Raw genomic sequence first — 18244 nt, forward strand, 5'->3', positions numbered from 1 at the left:
TCTCCGTCTCAGCTATTTGATATTATTATAATTAAATGCACATTTATCTATGATGCCTGTGCGACTGCCTTGGTCGCGGAATGTTCCTGACTATTATTCCTTTGTGATAAAGCGGCCATCACCTGTTGAGATGAACCGAACATCTTCATTTTCCCTTGAACCAGTAACAATATTTTGTTTGTCTGTGATAGCAATGAGGTGCGGTGAGTAATCACAATCACTGTCTTTCCTTGTGCCTTTAACTGAGAAATCGCCTCATTCAATGCTCTTTCCCCCGCCTCATCCAGGCTGGAATTAGGCTCATCCAACACGACCAATGACGGCTCGTCATATAGCGCACGAGCAAGGCCAATTCGCTGCTTCTGCCCACCCGATAATCCCACTCCGCCAGCACCAATCACGGTGTCATAGCCCTTATCAAATGCTAATATCAGCTCATGAACGCCCGCTTTCTTTGCCGCCCGCACCACTTTTTCGGGTTCAACTTCATTAAAACGAGCAATATTTTCAGCGATAGTGCCACCAAACAACTCAATATCTTGCGGTAAATAACCGATTGAGGAGCCCAGTTCATCTTTATTCCACTGATAAATATCGGCATTATCCAGACGAACAACGCCTTCCTGTGTCGGCCATATTCCGACCAGTAACCGGGCAAGCGTCGATTTCCCAGACGCACTGGGACCAATTAATCCCATCACATCACCGGCATCCAACGAAAAGCTAATATCCTGTAAAACAACCTTATTGTTTCTTCCCGGCGGCGCGGCGGAAACTTTATCCACGGCTAAATTTCCTTTTGGCGCAGGCAATGACATGCCCGGTTTGCGTTCCGGTTGTTGTTCCAACAAGTTAGTTAACCGTTGCCATGACAAACGAGCACCACTCCAGCCTTTCCAGGCTTGAATCAGTTGTTCAATCGGTGAAAGTGCACGTCCCATCAAAATTGAAGCCGCAATCATCATGCCCGGCGTAATATGCCCATCAATCGCTAACCAGCCCCCTAACCCCAGGATCAGTGACTGCAAGGCCAAACGCACTGTTTTAGTGACTGAATTAATCACTGAAGCCCGCTCACTCGCAATGCGCTGGAAATCGAGAAAACGCTCATGTAATCCAAACCATCTCCGACGTAGCACTGGCAACATACCTAACGCTTCTATGACTTCGGCATTACGTAAATTAGTGCTGGCAAGACTTGCTGAACGTAGAGAGAGCTTACTGGCTTCGGATAACGGCTGACTTGATAACCACTGATTCAACACAGCCAAGGCAATCAATACCAGTGCACCGCCCAGTGACAACAGACCAAGCCAGGGGTTAAAAAGAAAAATAACCAGCAAATAGATTGGAAACCAAGGGGCATCAAAGAAGGCAAACAAGGCGTTACCCGTCAAAAACTGGCGGATATTGGCCAAGTCATTGAGCATCTGACCGGCATCAGTCGTGCCATTTTTCAGATTCGATTCATAAGATGCAGTATAAACCCGGTTATTCAGCTTCATATCAAGCTGGCTGCCAATACGGATAACAATCATGCTACGGATATATTCCAGCATTCCCATCATGGCAAACATGCCAAGGGTAATCAGAGTCAACATCAGCAAAGTGATTTCATTGCCCGACGGCAATACTCTGTCATAAACCTGCAACATATAAACAGACGGAACTAACATCAGCAGGTTAATAAAAGCAGTGAACAACCCGATAGCCCAAAATACCCGGCTACGAGCACGAATGACATCAGTAATTTCATCCTTCGGGAGCAGTAATTTCACACTATTTCCTTATTTTTATTTTTTTAAAAATATAACTATCTGATGTTAATTTTTTCCTTTCTTATTCATTTTTCTTATTAGTCTTATTGGGCTTCATCATTAATTCCCGACCATCGGCAAAGCGGGCAAACCAACCATCTGGCTCATGAGCAAAGAAAGCCAAACCACTCCCCTGTTCATCAGTAATTGTGAGCCCATCTGGCGTTGGCCGCCAACCGGCAGGCACTTCGCCAAACATATACGCTAAACAATCGTTATCACCATTAAGTGACCAAATTGATCCCTCTGGTAAGGGATGGTCAGTCAATAACACATCGCATTGTTGATGTTTATCCGACAATTGCCACACGCCTTTCAATTCACTCGCGTGTGGGAGATCAAGACTACTCGCCATACTTCCTCCAATAATGCTGAATGTCAGAGCAACAAAGCATGCAAATTTCAGATACCAAGCCGCAAAAACCACGCCGCCTCCAAACAAATAACCGCATCTAAGTCAGATGCGGTTGTGTTGTTGTGTTACGAAAGGATGAAATCAGACTCTAATATGGGTTCTCCAACAATCTTCACCCAAAAATCATCGTAGGAAAATTTGCCACCCAAGTTAATCGCGAAATCATTCACCTTATCAACCGTGTTATAACGAAGCACCGCTTCTCCGACTTCACCCGTGAATTCCCTTACAAATTTAACGCCACCCTTCCCGGCTTCACCCAAATCAAACAGTGACACATCAATCTTGTCTTCACCGGAAACAAAGTCATGGATCCAATCACGCTCAAGAGGCGGTGATTCCTTGGCGCTCAGGTAGACAAAGGTATCTTTGCCTTCCCCACCCCAAAGATTATCGGCTCCCAAGCCACCGTAAATGATGTCATCACCCGCTCCACCCTTCAGAGTATTGGCGGCATCATTCCCGATTAAAACGTCATTACCACTGCCACCAATCGCATTTTCAATCGTGACACCACGAGCAATAGAAACGTTGCCTTTCAGCCCACCGACATCAGAGAAAGACGCTTCATTTAGATTGATACGTTGATCCTGAGTAAAACCAGAGAAATCAAACGTATCATTACCCCCGGTATCCCAAGCGGTGAACAACAGTTTGCTGTTCTCATCTTTTGCGGTGTAGAAGTCACGATCTGTGTTGGAGTTAAAACCATATACTGTGTCATCAGCACGGATGGTATTATTCGCGCCATATACCGCCTGAATGGCAGAAATATCGTTGAGTAATGGTGCAGAAGAATAAATACCTTTAAAGTCCTGACCGGTATTTTTCTCACCAAAATAACTCATGACGGTATAAGCACGGCTATCTTCAAAATAAGTCGCACTGTTCTTATAAGTCGGGCTTACCTTGTCAGACGCATTATAATCAGCCGGATGTTGCAACCCTAGAGTGTGGCCAATCTCATGAGTAAACGTCTGACGGCCATAACCATTCACGTCAATATCGTTGTTTAAGAAAGTACGGCTTTTCGCGTTATACCAAGTTCCTATCTGGGTCTTCTCAGGGGTTGGCAGATAAGCAAACGCATAACTCCCCGTCAAGCTAACATCAAAGAATCCAAAGGTGACATTTGCCTCTTTGACATCAGTGGTTTCAACGAAATTAATATTAGCAACATCAGCCCAAGATTGTATTGACAGTTTTGCAGCAGCTTTTTGCTTTTCATTAAATGCTGAAAATTCAGAAATATGCCACGGCATATTATCCGGCTTACTTTCCAGGAAAGTATACTTTAATTGGAAAGCTTTAGATTTATCGTCGTCCTGATGCCCCCAACGATAATCACCCCGGATTAATTCTTTAGCAGCATCTTTACTGGGCTCATGCTCAACGACAATATTAGAATCTTTACCGGGTATATAAGCCTGTAACCATTTCAGCAACTCATTTGCCTTTTCTGAACCGCTAACGTCTTCCGAGTGTGAAATTTTCTTCTTTAAAGACATATATTTCTCCATAAAATCAGGACTTAGATATAAAACTCTTTTTATTTAATTAAATACAAGTCAATAAAACCTGAAAACAACAGACCGCCCCTGGTCATACAAATTAACAACTAAAATCCCTTTCACATAAACGTAACACTAAAGTTAATTATGTAAAAAGCAATTAACATATTTTTTTAATATAAACGTGATAAAAATAACATAAAACAAATAAGCGATTGTTTTATATAACATAACTATTTAAGGCGAAAAAAAATACCGCTAATTTCTTATCGGTATTTTATTACGAATTAATTATCTATTTATTTAACTATCCATGAAGTAAACTTTAAAAAATTTATAACATTATTTTTAATAATTTTAATCGGAGATTATCCCAAGCCGTTATATGAATTTTTCAAGTTACCTCTTTGTTGGCTGCACTCGCTCACCCCAGTCACATAGTTAGCTATGCTTCCGGGGATTCACTCCCTTGCCGTCTTGATGAATCTTGAAATCCATAGGGTATATATATTATTAAAAAAATTAATAACAACTTGATTAAATCAATAAAAAACATATATCACAGAGTAGTTAATATTTCCTTTATTCTAAAACGCGCTGTCACAATATAATCAATTTATATTTGTAGTTTTTGAATATAAAATAATAACATCAACATAGCTGATTAATTCATAAATATATTAAATATAAAGCAAAAATTTAAATTTATATTAAATAAATATTATTCACATTTAATGACATAATTAAACGCCATATTTAAAACATTAATTGAACCAATTAAAAAAACAATCTATTTCATTATTTTTCATTTTATAATCTTAATTTATTTAATTATTTCACGTTTAATTAAACGATTATAATAATATATTTATTTTTCTATTTACCTTAAGTGAAGTAAAAAAATCAACAATTTTACGACATAAATCATACAATATTCATTGTTACATTAAATCATAATCACCCCATATATAGTATTATGTAATACTTTCTTAGCTGAGAAAATAAATTAAATCATGCTAATACACTCATTTTACTCCGCACGGTAATAAGAGATAAAATGCAATAATGTCATTCACTACTGAAAAAAAACGCCCCAGGGTATAGCTGAGGCGATTTAAGAAATCTTATTTTATGCGTTATTCCAGAATGATGACGAACAGCCGTGAATCAGTAATCATTCCGGCTAGCTGCATAAGCAGACCAAATACGACGAACATGAACCGTTATTTCTTCCCTGTCATGATAAAGGTGTTTTGCCTGAATTTGTGCATTTATACCCCCCTCTTTTAATTGCAAGTTCATTTTCTGCAAATTATGAGCAACTTCTTCATAACGCTTTTTCATGGGTAACTTGAGATTAAAAATAGCTTCCCGGCACCAACCATTAACTAACCAATCTGCTATTAACTGCGTCACTTTTGCTGGTTTTTCCACCATGTCGCATACCAGCCAATAAATGTTCTTTGTCGAAGGCTCAAACTTAAAACCATCAACTTTGTGATGTTTAACTTGCCCCGTATCCATCAAATTTTTCGACATCGTGCCATTATCTACCGCATGCACCATCATACTACGTTTCACCAGTTGGTAAGTCCAACCACCAGGGCATGCACCTAAATCAACCGCATACAAACCGCTAGCCAACCGCTCCTCCCATTCGTCACCTGGAATAAAAACATGAAAGGCTTCTTCCAGTTTTAATGTTGAACGACTTGGTGCATCCGAAGGAAATTTCAACCGCGGAATACCCATATAAAATGGCGAATTATTGTTACTGTAAGAATAACCCACATAACAGCAACCCGGAGCGATAAAGAAAACGTGTATCACCGGGCGGTTAACGTTTTCCCGAATCAGCAAAATCTTTTCCTGACGCATAGCATTACGCAGCGGAACAGTAAATTTTCGACAGAATTTTAATAACGCTTTACTTTCATTAGTATCAGGCACCTCAACCCGTAACTCACCTGCACGTTCAATGACGCCATGCAGCATACCTACAATCGGGCTTATCCGATCTTCAGGAGGTAAATTTCGCAATAATTCACCCACGACCAACATCTGGCGGGCAAAAATCAGCTCCCGAAATGGGATCTCACGAATCAGCCGATCGGCGTCTTCATATTGATAACACTCAAACAGGACATAACCACTGTTGTCTTTCACCCGGGCAAAACCGTAAATCTCTTTTTGACCCGCCTTATCGGTGATTTCTGCTGCACACTCTTTTTCAAAACCAGGGCGGCAATATAAAGCAATTTTATTCATGGCGAAGCGCCGATTTCCTTAGACGCAAAGCGCCAATTAATACTAAAAACCAGCCGATAAGAAAGCTAAATCCTCCAACTGGCGTAATATAAGCGAAAAATTTAACCTGCAATAAGGCCATACAATAGAGACTGCCACTAAACAACAAAATACCTACTGCAAAAAAAACGCCACTCCAGTAAAACCAGAGCACAACTTTACGCATTAGCATGGCAGACATCGCCATCATTGCCAGAGTGTGAATACCCTGATATTGCAGACCGAGATCAATCCAACTTATCTGATATTTCTCCATCATCGGAGATAATAAATGTGACCCTACAGCACCAAACGCCACATAGAAAAACCCACTTAAGCCAGCAAAGATAAGCATTAAACGACTATTCACTGTTATCTTCCTTTTTCTTCTATCTGAGAGCTCTTACAGCTCGAATGCCTTATTCCGCTCTTACTCATTGGTAATAAAGCCCAATTTCTCCTGCTCACTGGCTGCCTGTGCCAAAACCCATTGTCTGAATGCGGCAATTTTCCCTAATTCAGCCTGATTGTCATGACAAACAAGGTAAAATGCATTCTTACTCACTAACACATCATTAAATGGGCAAACTAAGCGCCCCGCATCAATTTCAGTCCGAGCCATGACATTATTTGCCAGTGCAATACCTTGCCCATGAACAGCGGCCTGGATCACCATTGCACTATGGCTAAATATCGGTCCTTGCTGAACATTTATCTGCTGCTGCATATCAAGCTGGCGCACATACGCTTGCCAGTCACGACGAGAAGAATCGTGTAACAACGTATGACGCGCCAAATCCGCGGGGGTCTTCAAAGGATTTTCTCCGGTCAGTAACGAAGGAGAACAAACAGGAAGCAAATATTCTGCGTAAAGACGATCAGTGCGTAACCCCGGCCAATTTCCACGACCATAAAATATGGCAACATCAACATCATCAGCAAGCTTATCTTCTTCTCTGTCTACCGCCTGTATCCTGACATCAATGCCGGGATAAGCTACATTAAAGCTGGATAGCCTTGGAACCAACCACTGGATAGCAAAGCTAGGTGAAAGGCTAACCGTCAAAGCACCTTTGGCACTTCTGGCTTGAAGTTTACGTGTTGCTTCATTTATCGCCGTGAATATCTCTTTAATGTCCAGATAGTAGCTTTGACCTTCTTCAGTCAACAATAGTGATCGGTTGCGACGACGAAACAACTTCAATCCAAGAAAATCTTCCAGACTTTTCATCTGGTGGCTAACTGCGGCCTGCGTCACAAATAACTCTTCAGCCGCCTTAGTAAAACTTAAATGGCGCGCTGCGGCATCAAAAACCCGCAACGCATTAAGTGGAGGTAAACGTTTGGACATGTGAGCCCTTATGTAATGTTGGAGATACCGGTAACTCTTTATATTTAGTTATTAGTTTTTGTAATCCGAATCATTATAAATTGTCCATTGAGGATACACCAGTAAATCCCTATAGTGGCGCCACTTCCTAAGCCGGAACGAAAAGTGAATCAGCTTAACGCTATGAAACTTTTGGCTTTATGGTTGTGATGTTGTGTTTGCAAGTTGTCTGGGAAACCAGACCCTGTAGCTCAAGCTACTGTTTTTTTTTCACTTCCTGTACATTTACCCTGTCTGTCCATAGTGATTTTTTAATGCACCGCAGTTGCGGTGCTTTTTTTTGGCATAAAGGCCGGAACATGGCAATATTATTCAATGTAATAACCTATATACCCTATGGATTTCAAGATGCATCGCGGCGGCAAGGGAGCGAATCCCCGGGAGCATAGATAACGATGTGACCGGGGTGAGAGAGTGCAGCCAACAAAGAGGCAACTTGAAAGATGACAGGTATATCCATTTTCAGCTAGAAACAAATGGTTAAACACCATCACCACCAAAACAACAAATACATAACCATAACAAAAAATTAATACATCTATGAAAAAGTTCGAACCGGAACAGTTCCGCCAGCAATTTCCAGCGCTACAACAATTACCATCACAGCAATTTCCATCACAACAACAGACGGTATTTCTGGATAGTGCAGCCACTGCTCTCAAACCACAAGCCATGATAAAGGCAACTCAAGATTATTATCAAAACAGTAGCGCTACCGTACATCGTAGCCAACACCAAGCAGCACTGGAAATCACCTCCCGCTATGAACAAGCCCGGCAACAAGTTGCTGAATTCATCAACGCTCCACAAGCTGAAAATATTATCTGGACAAAAGGAACAACAGAATCCCTCAATCTAGTGGTTCAAAGTTATTTCCGCCCTCATCTCCAGCCTGGTGATGAAATTATAGTGAGTGAGCAGGAACATCATTCCAACCTGATACCGTGGTTAATGTTGGCAGAACAAATCGGTGCCAGAGTTATTAAATGGCCTCTAGGCAATAGCAAGCTGCCTGATATCAACATCCTGCCTGAACTGCTAAACAAACACAGTCGACTGATAGCCATCAGTCAAATGTCCAATGTGACTGGCGGAGCAGTTGATCTTGCTGCAATAACTGCAATAGCACACCAACATGGCTGTCTGGTCGTTGTAGACGGCGCACAAGGCGTTGTTCATAATCCCATTGATGTTCAACAATCAGATATCGATTTCTACGCATTCTCCGCTCACAAACTCTACAGCGCGAACGGCGTTGGTGTACTTTACGGCAAAAGTGAATTACTTAATGCCATGTCTCCCTGGCAAGGTGGCGGAAAAATGCTCTCCCACACGTCATTCAGCGATTTTATACCCGAAGCAGTACCTTTCCGGTTTGAAGCGGGCACACCGAATGTTGCAGGTATTATTGGTTTTTCTGCCACGCTGGCATGGTTAAAAGATATTGATATTGCCAAAGCCGAGGCCCATGCAGTCACACTGGCTGATTATACCGAAGAACAACTCTCCGCTTTACCCGGATTTATCAGCTATCGCATTGCCGGTTCCAGCTTATTAGCGTTTAATTTTACCGACATTCATCACAGTGATTTGGCCGCCATTCTGGCAGAACAAAATATTGCTTTACGTTCCGGTCAGCATTGCGCTCAACCCTTGATCGAAGCGTTAGGTATCAGCGGCTGTTTGCGCGCCTCCTTTATGCCTTACAACAACCAACAAGATGCCGATGCTTTAATTCAGGCAGTGAAATTTGGCCTTTCTCTATTACAGGATGAGTGAATTACAGGATGAATGACATTATGACTCAAGCCGCTGAAAACCGGATTGCACCACACCCATTTGGCCGGGAAATCAGCCAACAACAGCTCATTACAACCTTTGACCAATGCCGCCAATGGGAAGATCGTTATCGCCAGTTAATCTTACTGGCAAAGAAACTGCCCGCATTACCAGAGAACTTGAAACAGCAAGACACTGAAATGTCCGGCTGTGAAAACCGGGTTTGGTTAGGGCATCAATTACTGCCAGATGGCTATTTACATTTTTATGGTGACAGCGAAGGCCGCATTGTAAAAGGCCTGCTGGCAGTAATCTTAACGGCCGTAGAAGGCAAAACACCGGAACAAGTTTTAGCAACTAACCTATTGGCACTGTTCCACCAACTAGGGCTGGAACAGCAGATAAGTGGCTCACGGTTGAACGGCGTCAAATCGCTGATTAATACCGTGCAAAACGCCGCAAGACACTATATGTAAGGTTAGAGATCACCCTGACGTTGCGCTTTAGCCACCATTTTTTTCAAGGCATGGGAAACCGCAACAAATCCAAATGTCGCCGTGACCATCGTTGCGGCACCAAAACCAGAAGCGCAATCCATACGCTTAGTTCCCTCTGCGGTACTTTTCGCGGCACAAACAGAACCATCACTCTGCGGATAAACTAATTGCTCGGTTGAAAACACACAATCAATGCCCAATTTACCTTTGCCATTCTTCACAACACGATAATCAGATTTCAGCCTTTCGCGCAGTTTAGCCGCTAACGGGTCCTGAACCGTTTTTGCCAAATCAACAACCTGAATCTGTGTAGGATCAAGTTGCCCTCCGGCTCCACCGGTTGTCACCAGCGGAATTTTATGACGGCGGCAATAAGCCAACAGTGCAGCTTTCGGCCTGACACTATCGATAGCATCAATCACATAACTAAATCCAACCGCCATCATCTCTTCAACATTATCGGGTGTGAGAAAATCATCAACACAAGTCACTTTGCACTCTGGATTAATTGCCAGAATACGCTCGGCAATCACCTCAGTCTTTGGTTGCCCAATATGCTGTTTTAAAGCATGTAATTGGCGGTTGGTATTGGTGATACAAACATCATCCATATCAATCAAAGTGATCGCACCGATTCCTGTACGAGCCAGAGCCTCAGCCGCCCAAGAGCCAACACCACCGATACCCACAACACAAACATGAGAATGGCAAAACAAAGAAAGCGCTTTTTGTCCATATAAACGGGCCGTCCCGGCAAAGCGCTGCATATATGCATCAGAAAGAGAAGTTTGCATTACTGAATATCAATCCTGAAAACCTGTTATAAAATTTATGAAGAGCAATCACTGACTTACCATCAACATGGTAGGCGGCGCTTTTTTTAACACCCAAACCCGACCGTAGTGGTTATAGAAACCTGCCGCTATACCCGCCTCTCCACCAATACCATGATAGATATCGAAATGATGTCCCTTTATCGCTCCACCAACATCCAATGCAACCATCAGCCGCATCTGGTACTGACCGGTAAATTTACCCTCTCTATCCAACAGAGGGATCTCTGCTAACAGGGTTGTTCCTGGTGGAATAAGCATTTTATCAGCAGCCACAGAAGCTTTTGCAATTAAAGGAACACTACTCGCACCCCGTACCGGTGCATAGCTTTCAGGTTTAAAGAAAACAAATGATGGGTTCTGCTCCAACAGCTCACGGACCTCTGCCTCACTGTGAGATTCCGTCCATTTACGAATCGCCAGTATAGAGATATCTTCCTGCGCAATTTCTCCGCGCTCAATCAACAACTTACCAATGCTCCGGTAAATATGCCCATTCTTACCGGCATAACCCAAAAGAGTCAGTGGCTCACCATCACCAAAATCGACATAACCACTCCCTTGTACCTCCATAATATAATTATCAATCAGTGAACGACTATAACCAATAATCAGACTGGGGCTAAGAGCGCCATTGTCTATTTCAGCTCGGCTTGGTAAACGGTATTTACTCTTAGGCGGCATCCGGTACAGAGGATATTTAAACTCCCCTTGTTTAACGCGACGAGCTTGTAACACTGGCGTATAATAGCCGGTAAATTGGACGTTACCGTAATTATCCACACCTTCCATCTGGTAAGCGCGTAAATTAAACAGATTCAACTTACTGGTTTCACCACCCGCTAGCATCCAGTTTTGAACAGCGTCAAAAGTTAAGCTATTACGATTATACAGACGAGGAGCAGACTGGCTAATCAGCGTAACCTGCTCTGAAAAATCCTTTGCATTAACTGGCTTACCCTGCGCATTAGGTTGATTAACCAGCCGTAAATCCTGAGCAATATGACCATCTCTATATTGTTGGCCCTGTGCTGTTGGGCGAGAATGACATCCAACCAACAGTGAAATCACGGTTCCACATAACAGACACTTACCCCAGTATTTCATTGTTGTTTTCTCTCTTACCAACATCACTCTGCGGCGAACAAAATACTAAACCAATAGAAACGATGAAACTTACCATAAAAAAAATAACTTAACAAAACAACGACACAAACGAATAGAAAAACATCGATGCGCAGAGTAACTAATCAAAAACGTAACGAAACAAACAATAATTAATAAAAAAACTTGCAACAGATCTTATCCTGAGTATAGTGCCCGCTATCGGACGCGGGGTGGAGCAGCCTGGTAGCTCGTCGGGCTCATAACCCGAAGGTCGTCGGTTCAAATCCGGCCCCCGCAACCAACACGATAAAATAGTTTGATATTTGCGAATGGAACCGATTCCTGTAAACGTTAGAGATGCAGGAAAGCACAAAACAGGTTCTAAACGGACGCGGGATGGAGCAGCTTGGTAGCTCGTCGGGCTCATAACCCGAAGGTCGTCGGTTCAAATCCGGCTCCCGCAACCAATTTTCGCTAATCAAAATATCAAAACGGACGCGGGGTGGAGCAGCTTGGTAGCTCGTCGGGCTCATAACCCGAAGGTCGTCGGTTCAAATCCGGCCCCCGCAACCAATTCTTTATGCATTTCAGCGTACAAACTCCCAAAACAATTTCCAGACGATTTATCACCATCACATCTCTGCGGCGATAATAAATGCAAGCAGACTCCGCTATAGCCCGAGCATATAAATATTAGCGTGACCAAAGAAGCGAGTTGAATCTGAACCCGCTCTATCGCACCTTATCAGCCGAAGGCAACCTGAAAGAAGGCTGCGTCCCTTTTATCAGCAAAATTAACTGGTCGCAGTAGGTTCAAATCGCCAACTTACCACCATTCTTGAAATAAGCTTTGATACCCGCAAAAATTGACTCTGCGACTTGCTGCTGGAAACGGGCGGTTTTCAGTTTCCGCTCCTCTTCCAAATTGCTAATAAACGCAGTCTCTACCAGAATCGAGGGGATATCTGGTGCTTTCAGTACCGCAAATCCAGCTTGATCCACCCGATTTTTATGCAATTTATTCACTTTACCCATACGCTTAAGCACTTCACCACCAAATTTAAGGCTGTCATTGATTGTCGCAGTTTGTAACAAATCAAACATCGTATGATCCAGATACTTATCACCGCTTTTACTCACTCCGCCAATTTGGTCAGCTTCGTTTTGCGTCTGGGCTAGAAAACGTGCGGTATTACTGGTTGCACCTTTAGTCGAGAGTGCAAAAACCGAAGAACCACGGGCAACTCGGTTAGTCACGGCATCAGCATGAATAGAAACGAAGAGATCAGCTCGCATCTTACGCGCTTTTGCCACCCGGACTTTTAGCGGGATAAACACATCTTCATTACGGGTCATGTAAACTTTCATACCCGGTTCACGCTGAATAAGCGTTTTCAATCGACGAGCAATTTGCAAAACAATATCTTTTTCGCGGGTCTTATATTTGCCAATAGCACCAGGATCTTCACCACCATGTCCAGGATCGAGCATGATAACGATTGGCCTGTCTTTACCTGCTTTGCCTGACTTTGGTTTTTCCACTGGCAGATCTTCCGCCAAATGACCTTTATTGTACTCTTCAAGCAGGGCAAGCAATGGATCATCATCCGTATTAACCCTCTCTGCCGGATAAATATCCAATACCAAACGATGTTTAAATTTCGCCACTGGTTTCAAAGTAAACATATGTGGGCTGACCGATTGCTTAACTTCAAACACCAAACGAACAGTTTGAGGATCAAACTGTCCTACCCTCACCAGTTTAAGATAAGGATCACGGGATTGAATCTGCTCTCCCATCCCGCTTAGAGTATGATTCAGTTGTACACCTTCAAGATCAACCACAATTCTATTTGGATTTTTTAACACAAACTGGCGATATTTGAGTGGAATATTGGATTCAAGCGTCACTCGGGTATAACTGGATGCTGGCCAAATACGTACTGCGATAATTTTTGCTGACGCTGCGTAACCCACTTGGCTAACGCTAAGCAACCACATCGCTGCGGCTCCCTGCAACAAACGACGCCGCGACAGATTATGATCTGAATGACTCATCTACTAATATTCCATTCATAAAATACAAACATTCAGGGTGATATTCACCAAATGAAACTATCAAGTGAAAAACGCTAACCAATCAGCATTATGCTGTCGTCAATGAAAAGCATTTTATATTTTGCAAATTATTAACGTCTACAGGTATATGAAAATGTTTTTATCTGAATTGCCTCTTGCCATTTTCTCTCAAAAGGAATAAAAAAGCATAAATTACGAATAAAAATTCAATCGAGAGTCTGTTATGAAAGAACGCAGCACCGAGTTAGTTGAAGGATTTCGTCATTCTGTTCCGTACATCAATGCACACCGTGGTAAAACCTTTGTGATTATGCTTGGTGGAGAGGCTATTGCTCATGAAAATTTTTCTAATATCATCAATGACATAGGGTTACTTCATAGTTTGGGTATCCGCCTGATTGTCGTTTATGGCGCCAGACCTCAAATTGAGCAAAACCTTGCAGACCATCATTACGAACCGGTTTACCACAAACACACCCGTGTTACCGATAATAAAACATTAGAATTAGTCAAACAATCTGCTGGCTTGCTGCAACTGGATATCACTGCACGCCTTTCTATGAATTTGAATAATACCCCGTTACAAGGTGCCAACATTAATGTTGTCAGTGGTAACTTCATTATTGCTCAACCTCTTGGCGTTGATGATGGTGTGGATTATTGCCACAGCGGAAAAATTCGCCGTATCGATGAGCATGCCATAAATCGTCAATTAGACAATGGCGCAATCGTGCTAATTGGCCCTGTCGCGGTTTCTGTCACCGGAGAGAGCTTTAATCTGGCATTTGAAGATGTTGCTACTCAATTAGCTATCAAACTACAGGCTGAAAAACTGATTGGATTCTGTTCTACTCAAGGTGTACAAGACAAAGACGGAAAAATTCTATCGGAAGTTTTTCTTAATCAAGCACCGGAACTGATTAAAGAGCTCGAAGTTAAAGGTGACTACTATTCAGGCACAGTCTGTTTTTTGCGGAGTGCAATAAAAGCTTGCCGTCGTGGCGTTCGTCGCAGCCATTTATTAAGTTATCAGGCGGATGGTGCTCTACTTCAAGAATTATTCTCCCGAGATGGTATTGGCACTCAAATAGTGATGGAAAGTGCAGAACAAATACGCCGAGCTAATATCAATGATATTGGTGGTATTCTCGAACTTATTCGCCCACTGGAACAACAGGGTATTCTGGTTCGCCGTTCAAGAGAACAACTTGAGAGAGAAATTGATAAATTCATCATTATCGAACGCGATAACCTGACTATCGCCTGTGCCGCGCTCTACCCTTATCCTGAAGAGAAAATTGGCGAAATGGCTTGTTTAGCGGTGAATCCTAAATACCGCAGCTCTTTAAGAGGTGAAGTATTACTGAATCGCATTGCGGAACACGCCAAACAGCTCGGACTGGAAAAACTGTTTGTTCTGACTACCCGCAGCATTCATTGGTTCCAAGAGCGAGGTTTTGAGCCCGCAGAACTCTCAATGCTACCGATTCAGAAACAAGTGTTATATAACTATCAGCGCCGTTCTAAAATTCTTATGCTGAATTTGGAACCACAGCCTGGATTCACATAATAAGCGCAACACCGTTAATCTGTTTTTAATTCCACACTGACTGACATACTTGGCGATTAAATAAATGGTTATTTTGTATTTTCCATTCATATTAAATTGTGAAACGCGCCCCAACAGTTAGACATTTTGCCTGTCGAAAGGCAGAAGTCCCCATATGGGGCGCTTACATTTAAACGGCGCAATTCACCTATTTATAAGGCCCGCGATAACCACGCGGGCCTTATTACCGATCAGTGCCAGTTGGCTGCCAGCACAGGTTGCAGCCGCTGTTGCTCGACATCGCCGAGCATTGTGGTCGCAGGCGCTGGCGGCGCGAATGCAGCCATCGCCTGGACAAGATTTTCGACATTACGGTCCGTCAACTGATGACCGTCACCCGCCATGATGCTGCCGGGGCGTTCGGCGGGACTGGCATACCAATTATGCAGTGTGACCTCCTGCTTGCTGCCAATGACCGATATTTGCAGATCCTGCCCTTCATGCTGGAACCACAGACGCTCAGGGCTGATGTCCTTTCCGAACACCAAGTTCCCCATCTTACCGCTAAATTCCAAATCGTTATCCCCATGCCCGACTTCTACCGTCGACATAGTACCACTGGTCACAATATGGTTATTACCCTCCCCGACTTTTACTTTCGACATAGTACCGCGGGTCACGATATGGTTATCACCATTCCCAGCTTCCACTCGCGACATGGTACCACTAGTCACTATATGGTTATTACCGTCCCCTACCTTCATTGTCGCCCCCCTTCCTGTGTCAGTGATACTATTGTTGCCATGTCCGACTGTGAGTTTGTCGACATTGCCAGCAATAACGTTGTTACCATTACCCAGCGTAATATTTGACATCGATTCTGCCACATTGACTGTATTGTCACCGTTACCCGCAACCATTTTGACGCCCACGGCTTTCACATTGACAGTCTTGCTCTCGTCCCCCAAGGTAACCTTGCCAAAGGTCTCTTCGACCGTGATGGAATTAGGGTCAGTGGTCACCGATGTCGGTTCCACTGCTGGCTTAATTTTCGGCACGCTGGGCGTTGGGTGTAGTTCAAAAGGAGGGATACTGATCGGTTCCCGCTTAGGAATAGTGATCGGCGTTAATGCGTCCGGGAAAGTCACCGTCGGTTTATCAAGAAATTGCGTCACCACTGGCTTGACCGTTGGGACCAAATCCGGCATAGGCTCCGCAAAAAGGAAGTCGGCCGCATCGACCTGCGAAATATCCAGGGTATCGAGATACAGCAACTTCACGTTTGAATCAGTACCGCCGGCCCCATTAAAGACCACCTCAACGCCATGAATTTGTGACAGGCCGTTGATCGTGCCACGATGACTCTTAGCAATTGTGAGTTGACTGAAATCAGTGACGCCGGTTTGACGCAAATCAATTTTATCAATGCCGTGACGGAACCCACGTAATGCATTCTTGTAGTCCTTGACACCCGGTTGGGCTGCCACCACAAAAACGTCTGACGCTGCACTGTCATGGCTATAGATCGTTCCATTCAAGCTAAATTTCATCTGACCCTGAGCATCGCTGGTGAGCATGACGCCCTTGCCGCCGCCCTTAAGGATTACGGTTCCCAAGCCTTCTTGTGGCTGGAGCGTTGCGGCGTCGCTATTCGTGTAAGCCACCGGGGCGATAAAGGTGTCCTGGAACTTGAAGTTCGCCGCACCGATCCCGGCGAGTGGCTGATTTTTCAGGACAAGGCTCTGCCCCTTACCCAGATCGACCTTAACATCCGCCCCCTGCTGCGTCAGCAACAGATCGGCAAACGTTTTTCCACGAAATCCGACCAGATCGACGATTTCGCCACGAGCCGCCTCGAAGTTGCTAATGATATCGCTGCCTGCCTCACGGTGGTGGACCACAAAGAAGTCCTTACCCGCACCACCTGCCAGTGTGTTGTTTCCACGCCCGCCATCAAGCAATGCATCGGCATTACCCGCAACCAGCGTATCGTTGCCATCACCGGTGACGATGTTCTGAATGCCCGACGGATTCGTTATCGTCAACGCTGTGCCGCCAATGCTGGCAACACCCGTCAGCAAGTTGACTGAGGTATCCCGCGAAACAGCCGCCGCATTGAGGGTATTACGCCCTCCCGCCACGCCATTGACCGCATCATCCAGCACCGCGCGGTTGGCCTGCCCGACCACCGATTGGATATATTCGTCGGTGTAAAAGTAAGTGTCATCCGGGGTGCTCTTGCTGCCGTACAAACGTAGCGACCAGGCATTTAATGTGACCGGCAGGCCGGAATGCGCGTCGGTCACCTGTAGGGTCCAGTTGCCAGCCGAGCGTTCACCCAAATCATGGGTCGACATAAAGCTGTATTTGAACGTCCCCGACTGGCTACTACCCAGATCAGTCGCACTCGCGCCCGGCAAGCCGTCTGGAACCTTACCCTGACGATTGAGCAAGATGCTCTGAGTGCCATCAGGAGCGATCAGTTTGAGCGTCAGATCGCCAAGACGGCCTGCCTGAGCGTCAAAATCGATCTCGACATGTTCGACATTCAGACCGGCATTCATGGCGATGGATGACGTCAGCGTTTCACCTGCTGCCAGGGTTTTTCCCAGAGGGCCGCTGGATGCGCTATAGACGAACTCGTTGGCAGCGGTGCTTTGAGTCATCCAAGATTCAGCCAGGCGAACAGCGGCTCGCGCATCGATTTGACCGAAACCGTAATCGTTGCTGGTGTGCATACCGCCGCCATTCCAGCTATGGCTACTGTTATCGTTCCATGCGGTAGAGGGGTCATTGATCTTGCGAGCGGATAGAGCAAGGATCTGCTGCACATCCCGATAGCCTAAGTTCGGGTTGGCCTCAAGCATCAGCGCAACAACACCGGAGATTATCGGCGCGGCAAAGCTGGTGCCTTGCATGCTGGTGTAGTCATTGCCGAAAGTTGAGCCACGTTCGGTTTTCAGCATATAGCTGGTAGACAC

The 18244-nt window shown here is 44.3% G+C and carries 13 protein-coding genes and 3 tRNA genes; 6 read left to right on the top strand and 10 right to left on the bottom strand.

Annotated features, from left to right (window positions below; all coding sequences use genetic code 11):
- Window positions 1-47 precede the first annotated feature (47 nt).
- From SLS51_RS16475 to SLS51_RS16500, 6 genes are all read right to left on the bottom strand, one after another.
- Complete coding sequence (locus SLS51_RS16475) at window positions 48-1778, bottom strand: type I secretion system permease/ATPase (protein ID WP_323839748.1); 1731 nt, start codon at window positions 1776-1778, stop codon at window positions 48-50.
- Window positions 1779-1839: 61 nt separating this feature from the next.
- Complete coding sequence (locus tag SLS51_RS16480) at window positions 1840-2244, bottom strand: protease inhibitor Inh/omp19 family protein (protein WP_323839749.1); 405 nt, start codon at window positions 2242-2244, stop codon at window positions 1840-1842.
- 53 nt (window positions 2245-2297) lie between these two features.
- Window positions 2298-3752 carry a serralysin gene (gene prtA, locus SLS51_RS16485; RefSeq protein ID WP_323839750.1) on the bottom strand — a complete coding sequence of 485 codons (1455 nt, stop codon included), beginning with the start codon at window positions 3750-3752 and terminating at the stop codon, window positions 2298-2300.
- Window positions 3753-4910: 1158 nt separating this feature from the next.
- Window positions 4911-6011 (bottom strand): 23S rRNA (cytidine(2498)-2'-O)-methyltransferase RlmM, encoded by a 1101-nt coding sequence (rlmM, locus tag SLS51_RS16490; RefSeq protein ID WP_323839751.1) that lies wholly within the window; start codon window positions 6009-6011, stop codon window positions 4911-4913.
- Entirely contained in the window at window positions 6004-6399 is a 396-nt protein-coding gene (locus tag SLS51_RS16495) for a DUF423 domain-containing protein (RefSeq protein ID WP_011145029.1), read from the bottom strand. Before SLS51_RS16495 ends, rlmM begins: the two co-directional genes overlap by 8 nt.
- A gap of 60 nt (window positions 6400-6459) precedes the next feature.
- Window positions 6460-7380, bottom strand: a complete 921-nt coding sequence (locus SLS51_RS16500) for a transcriptional regulator GcvA (RefSeq protein WP_323839752.1) — start codon at window positions 7378-7380, stop codon at window positions 6460-6462.
- A gap of 579 nt (window positions 7381-7959) precedes the next feature.
- Here SLS51_RS16500 and csdA point away from each other — a divergent pair.
- Both csdA and csdE read left to right on the top strand, forming a co-directional pair.
- Window positions 7960-9198, top strand: a complete 1239-nt coding sequence (csdA, locus tag SLS51_RS16505; protein ID WP_323839753.1) for a cysteine desulfurase CsdA — start codon at window positions 7960-7962, stop codon at window positions 9196-9198.
- Between the two features lie 20 nt (window positions 9199-9218).
- Window positions 9219-9674: a cysteine desulfurase sulfur acceptor subunit CsdE gene (gene csdE / locus SLS51_RS16510; protein WP_323839754.1), complete on the top strand. Its 456-nt coding sequence runs from the start codon at window positions 9219-9221 to the stop codon at window positions 9672-9674.
- A 2-nt stretch (window positions 9675-9676) separates the two neighbouring features.
- On the opposite strand, the gene tcdA is transcribed toward csdE, so the two are convergent.
- Together tcdA and mltA are read right to left on the bottom strand one after the other, a co-directional pair.
- Window positions 9677-10489 (bottom strand): tRNA cyclic N6-threonylcarbamoyladenosine(37) synthase TcdA, encoded by an 813-nt coding sequence (gene tcdA, locus SLS51_RS16515; RefSeq protein ID WP_323839755.1) that lies wholly within the window; start codon window positions 10487-10489, stop codon window positions 9677-9679.
- A gap of 48 nt (window positions 10490-10537) precedes the next feature.
- Entirely contained in the window at window positions 10538-11635 is a 1098-nt protein-coding gene (gene mltA, locus SLS51_RS16520; RefSeq protein ID WP_323839756.1) for a murein transglycosylase A, read from the bottom strand.
- A 224-nt stretch (window positions 11636-11859) separates the two neighbouring features.
- Here mltA and SLS51_RS16525 point away from each other — a divergent pair.
- The 3 genes from SLS51_RS16525 (at window position 11860) to SLS51_RS16535 (ending at window position 12208) form a co-directional block, all read left to right on the top strand.
- Window positions 11860-11936, top strand: a tRNA-Met gene (locus tag SLS51_RS16525).
- Between the two features lie 89 nt (window positions 11937-12025).
- A tRNA-Met gene (locus tag SLS51_RS16530) sits at window positions 12026-12102 on the top strand.
- Window positions 12103-12131: 29 nt separating this feature from the next.
- Window positions 12132-12208 (top strand) — tRNA-Met (locus tag SLS51_RS16535).
- Between the two features lie 240 nt (window positions 12209-12448).
- On the opposite strand, the gene amiC is transcribed toward SLS51_RS16535, so the two are convergent.
- Entirely contained in the window at window positions 12449-13693 is a 1245-nt protein-coding gene (gene amiC / locus SLS51_RS16540; RefSeq protein ID WP_323839757.1) for an N-acetylmuramoyl-L-alanine amidase AmiC, read from the bottom strand.
- Between the two features lie 244 nt (window positions 13694-13937).
- On the opposite strand from amiC, the gene argA reads away from it, so the two are divergent.
- The gene (gene argA, locus SLS51_RS16545) at window positions 13938-15284 is read left to right on the top strand and encodes an amino-acid N-acetyltransferase (RefSeq protein ID WP_323839758.1); all 1347 of its coding nucleotides are present in this window, start codon (window positions 13938-13940) and stop codon (window positions 15282-15284) included.
- 230 nt (window positions 15285-15514) lie between these two features.
- Here argA and SLS51_RS16550 read toward each other — a convergent pair.
- Window positions 15515-18244: proprotein convertase P-domain-containing protein (locus SLS51_RS16550; protein ID WP_323839759.1), on the bottom strand; the 2730-nt coding region annotated here is incomplete at its 5' end.

The organism is Photorhabdus africana (assembly GCF_035181445.1).
In the GTDB taxonomy this organism is placed as follows: domain Bacteria; phylum Pseudomonadota; class Gammaproteobacteria; order Enterobacterales; family Enterobacteriaceae; genus Photorhabdus; species Photorhabdus laumondii.

What these genes read in the sequence shown, in the direction of transcription:
- prtA (WP_323839750.1), bottom strand. Translation starts at nt 3,752, where the DNA reads ATGGAGAAATATATGTCTTTAAAGAAGAAAATTTCACACTCGGAAGAC.
- rlmM (WP_323839751.1), bottom strand. Translation starts at nt 6,011, where the DNA reads ATGAATAAAATTGCTTTATATTGCCGCCCTGGTTTTGAAAAAGAGTGT.
- SLS51_RS16500 (WP_323839752.1), bottom strand. Translation starts at nt 7,380, where the DNA reads ATGTCCAAACGTTTACCTCCACTTAATGCGTTGCGGGTTTTTGATGCC.
- csdA (WP_323839753.1), top strand. Translation starts at nt 7,960, where the DNA reads ATGAAAAAGTTCGAACCGGAACAGTTCCGCCAGCAATTTCCAGCGCTA.
- csdE (WP_323839754.1), top strand. Translation starts at nt 9,219, where the DNA reads ATGACTCAAGCCGCTGAAAACCGGATTGCACCACACCCATTTGGCCGG.
- tcdA (WP_323839755.1), bottom strand. Translation starts at nt 10,489, where the DNA reads ATGCAAACTTCTCTTTCTGATGCATATATGCAGCGCTTTGCCGGGACG.
- mltA (WP_323839756.1), bottom strand. Translation starts at nt 11,635, where the DNA reads ATGAAATACTGGGGTAAGTGTCTGTTATGTGGAACCGTGATTTCACTG.
- amiC (WP_323839757.1), bottom strand. Translation starts at nt 13,693, where the DNA reads ATGAGTCATTCAGATCATAATCTGTCGCGGCGTCGTTTGTTGCAGGGA.
- argA (WP_323839758.1), top strand. Translation starts at nt 13,938, where the DNA reads ATGAAAGAACGCAGCACCGAGTTAGTTGAAGGATTTCGTCATTCTGTT.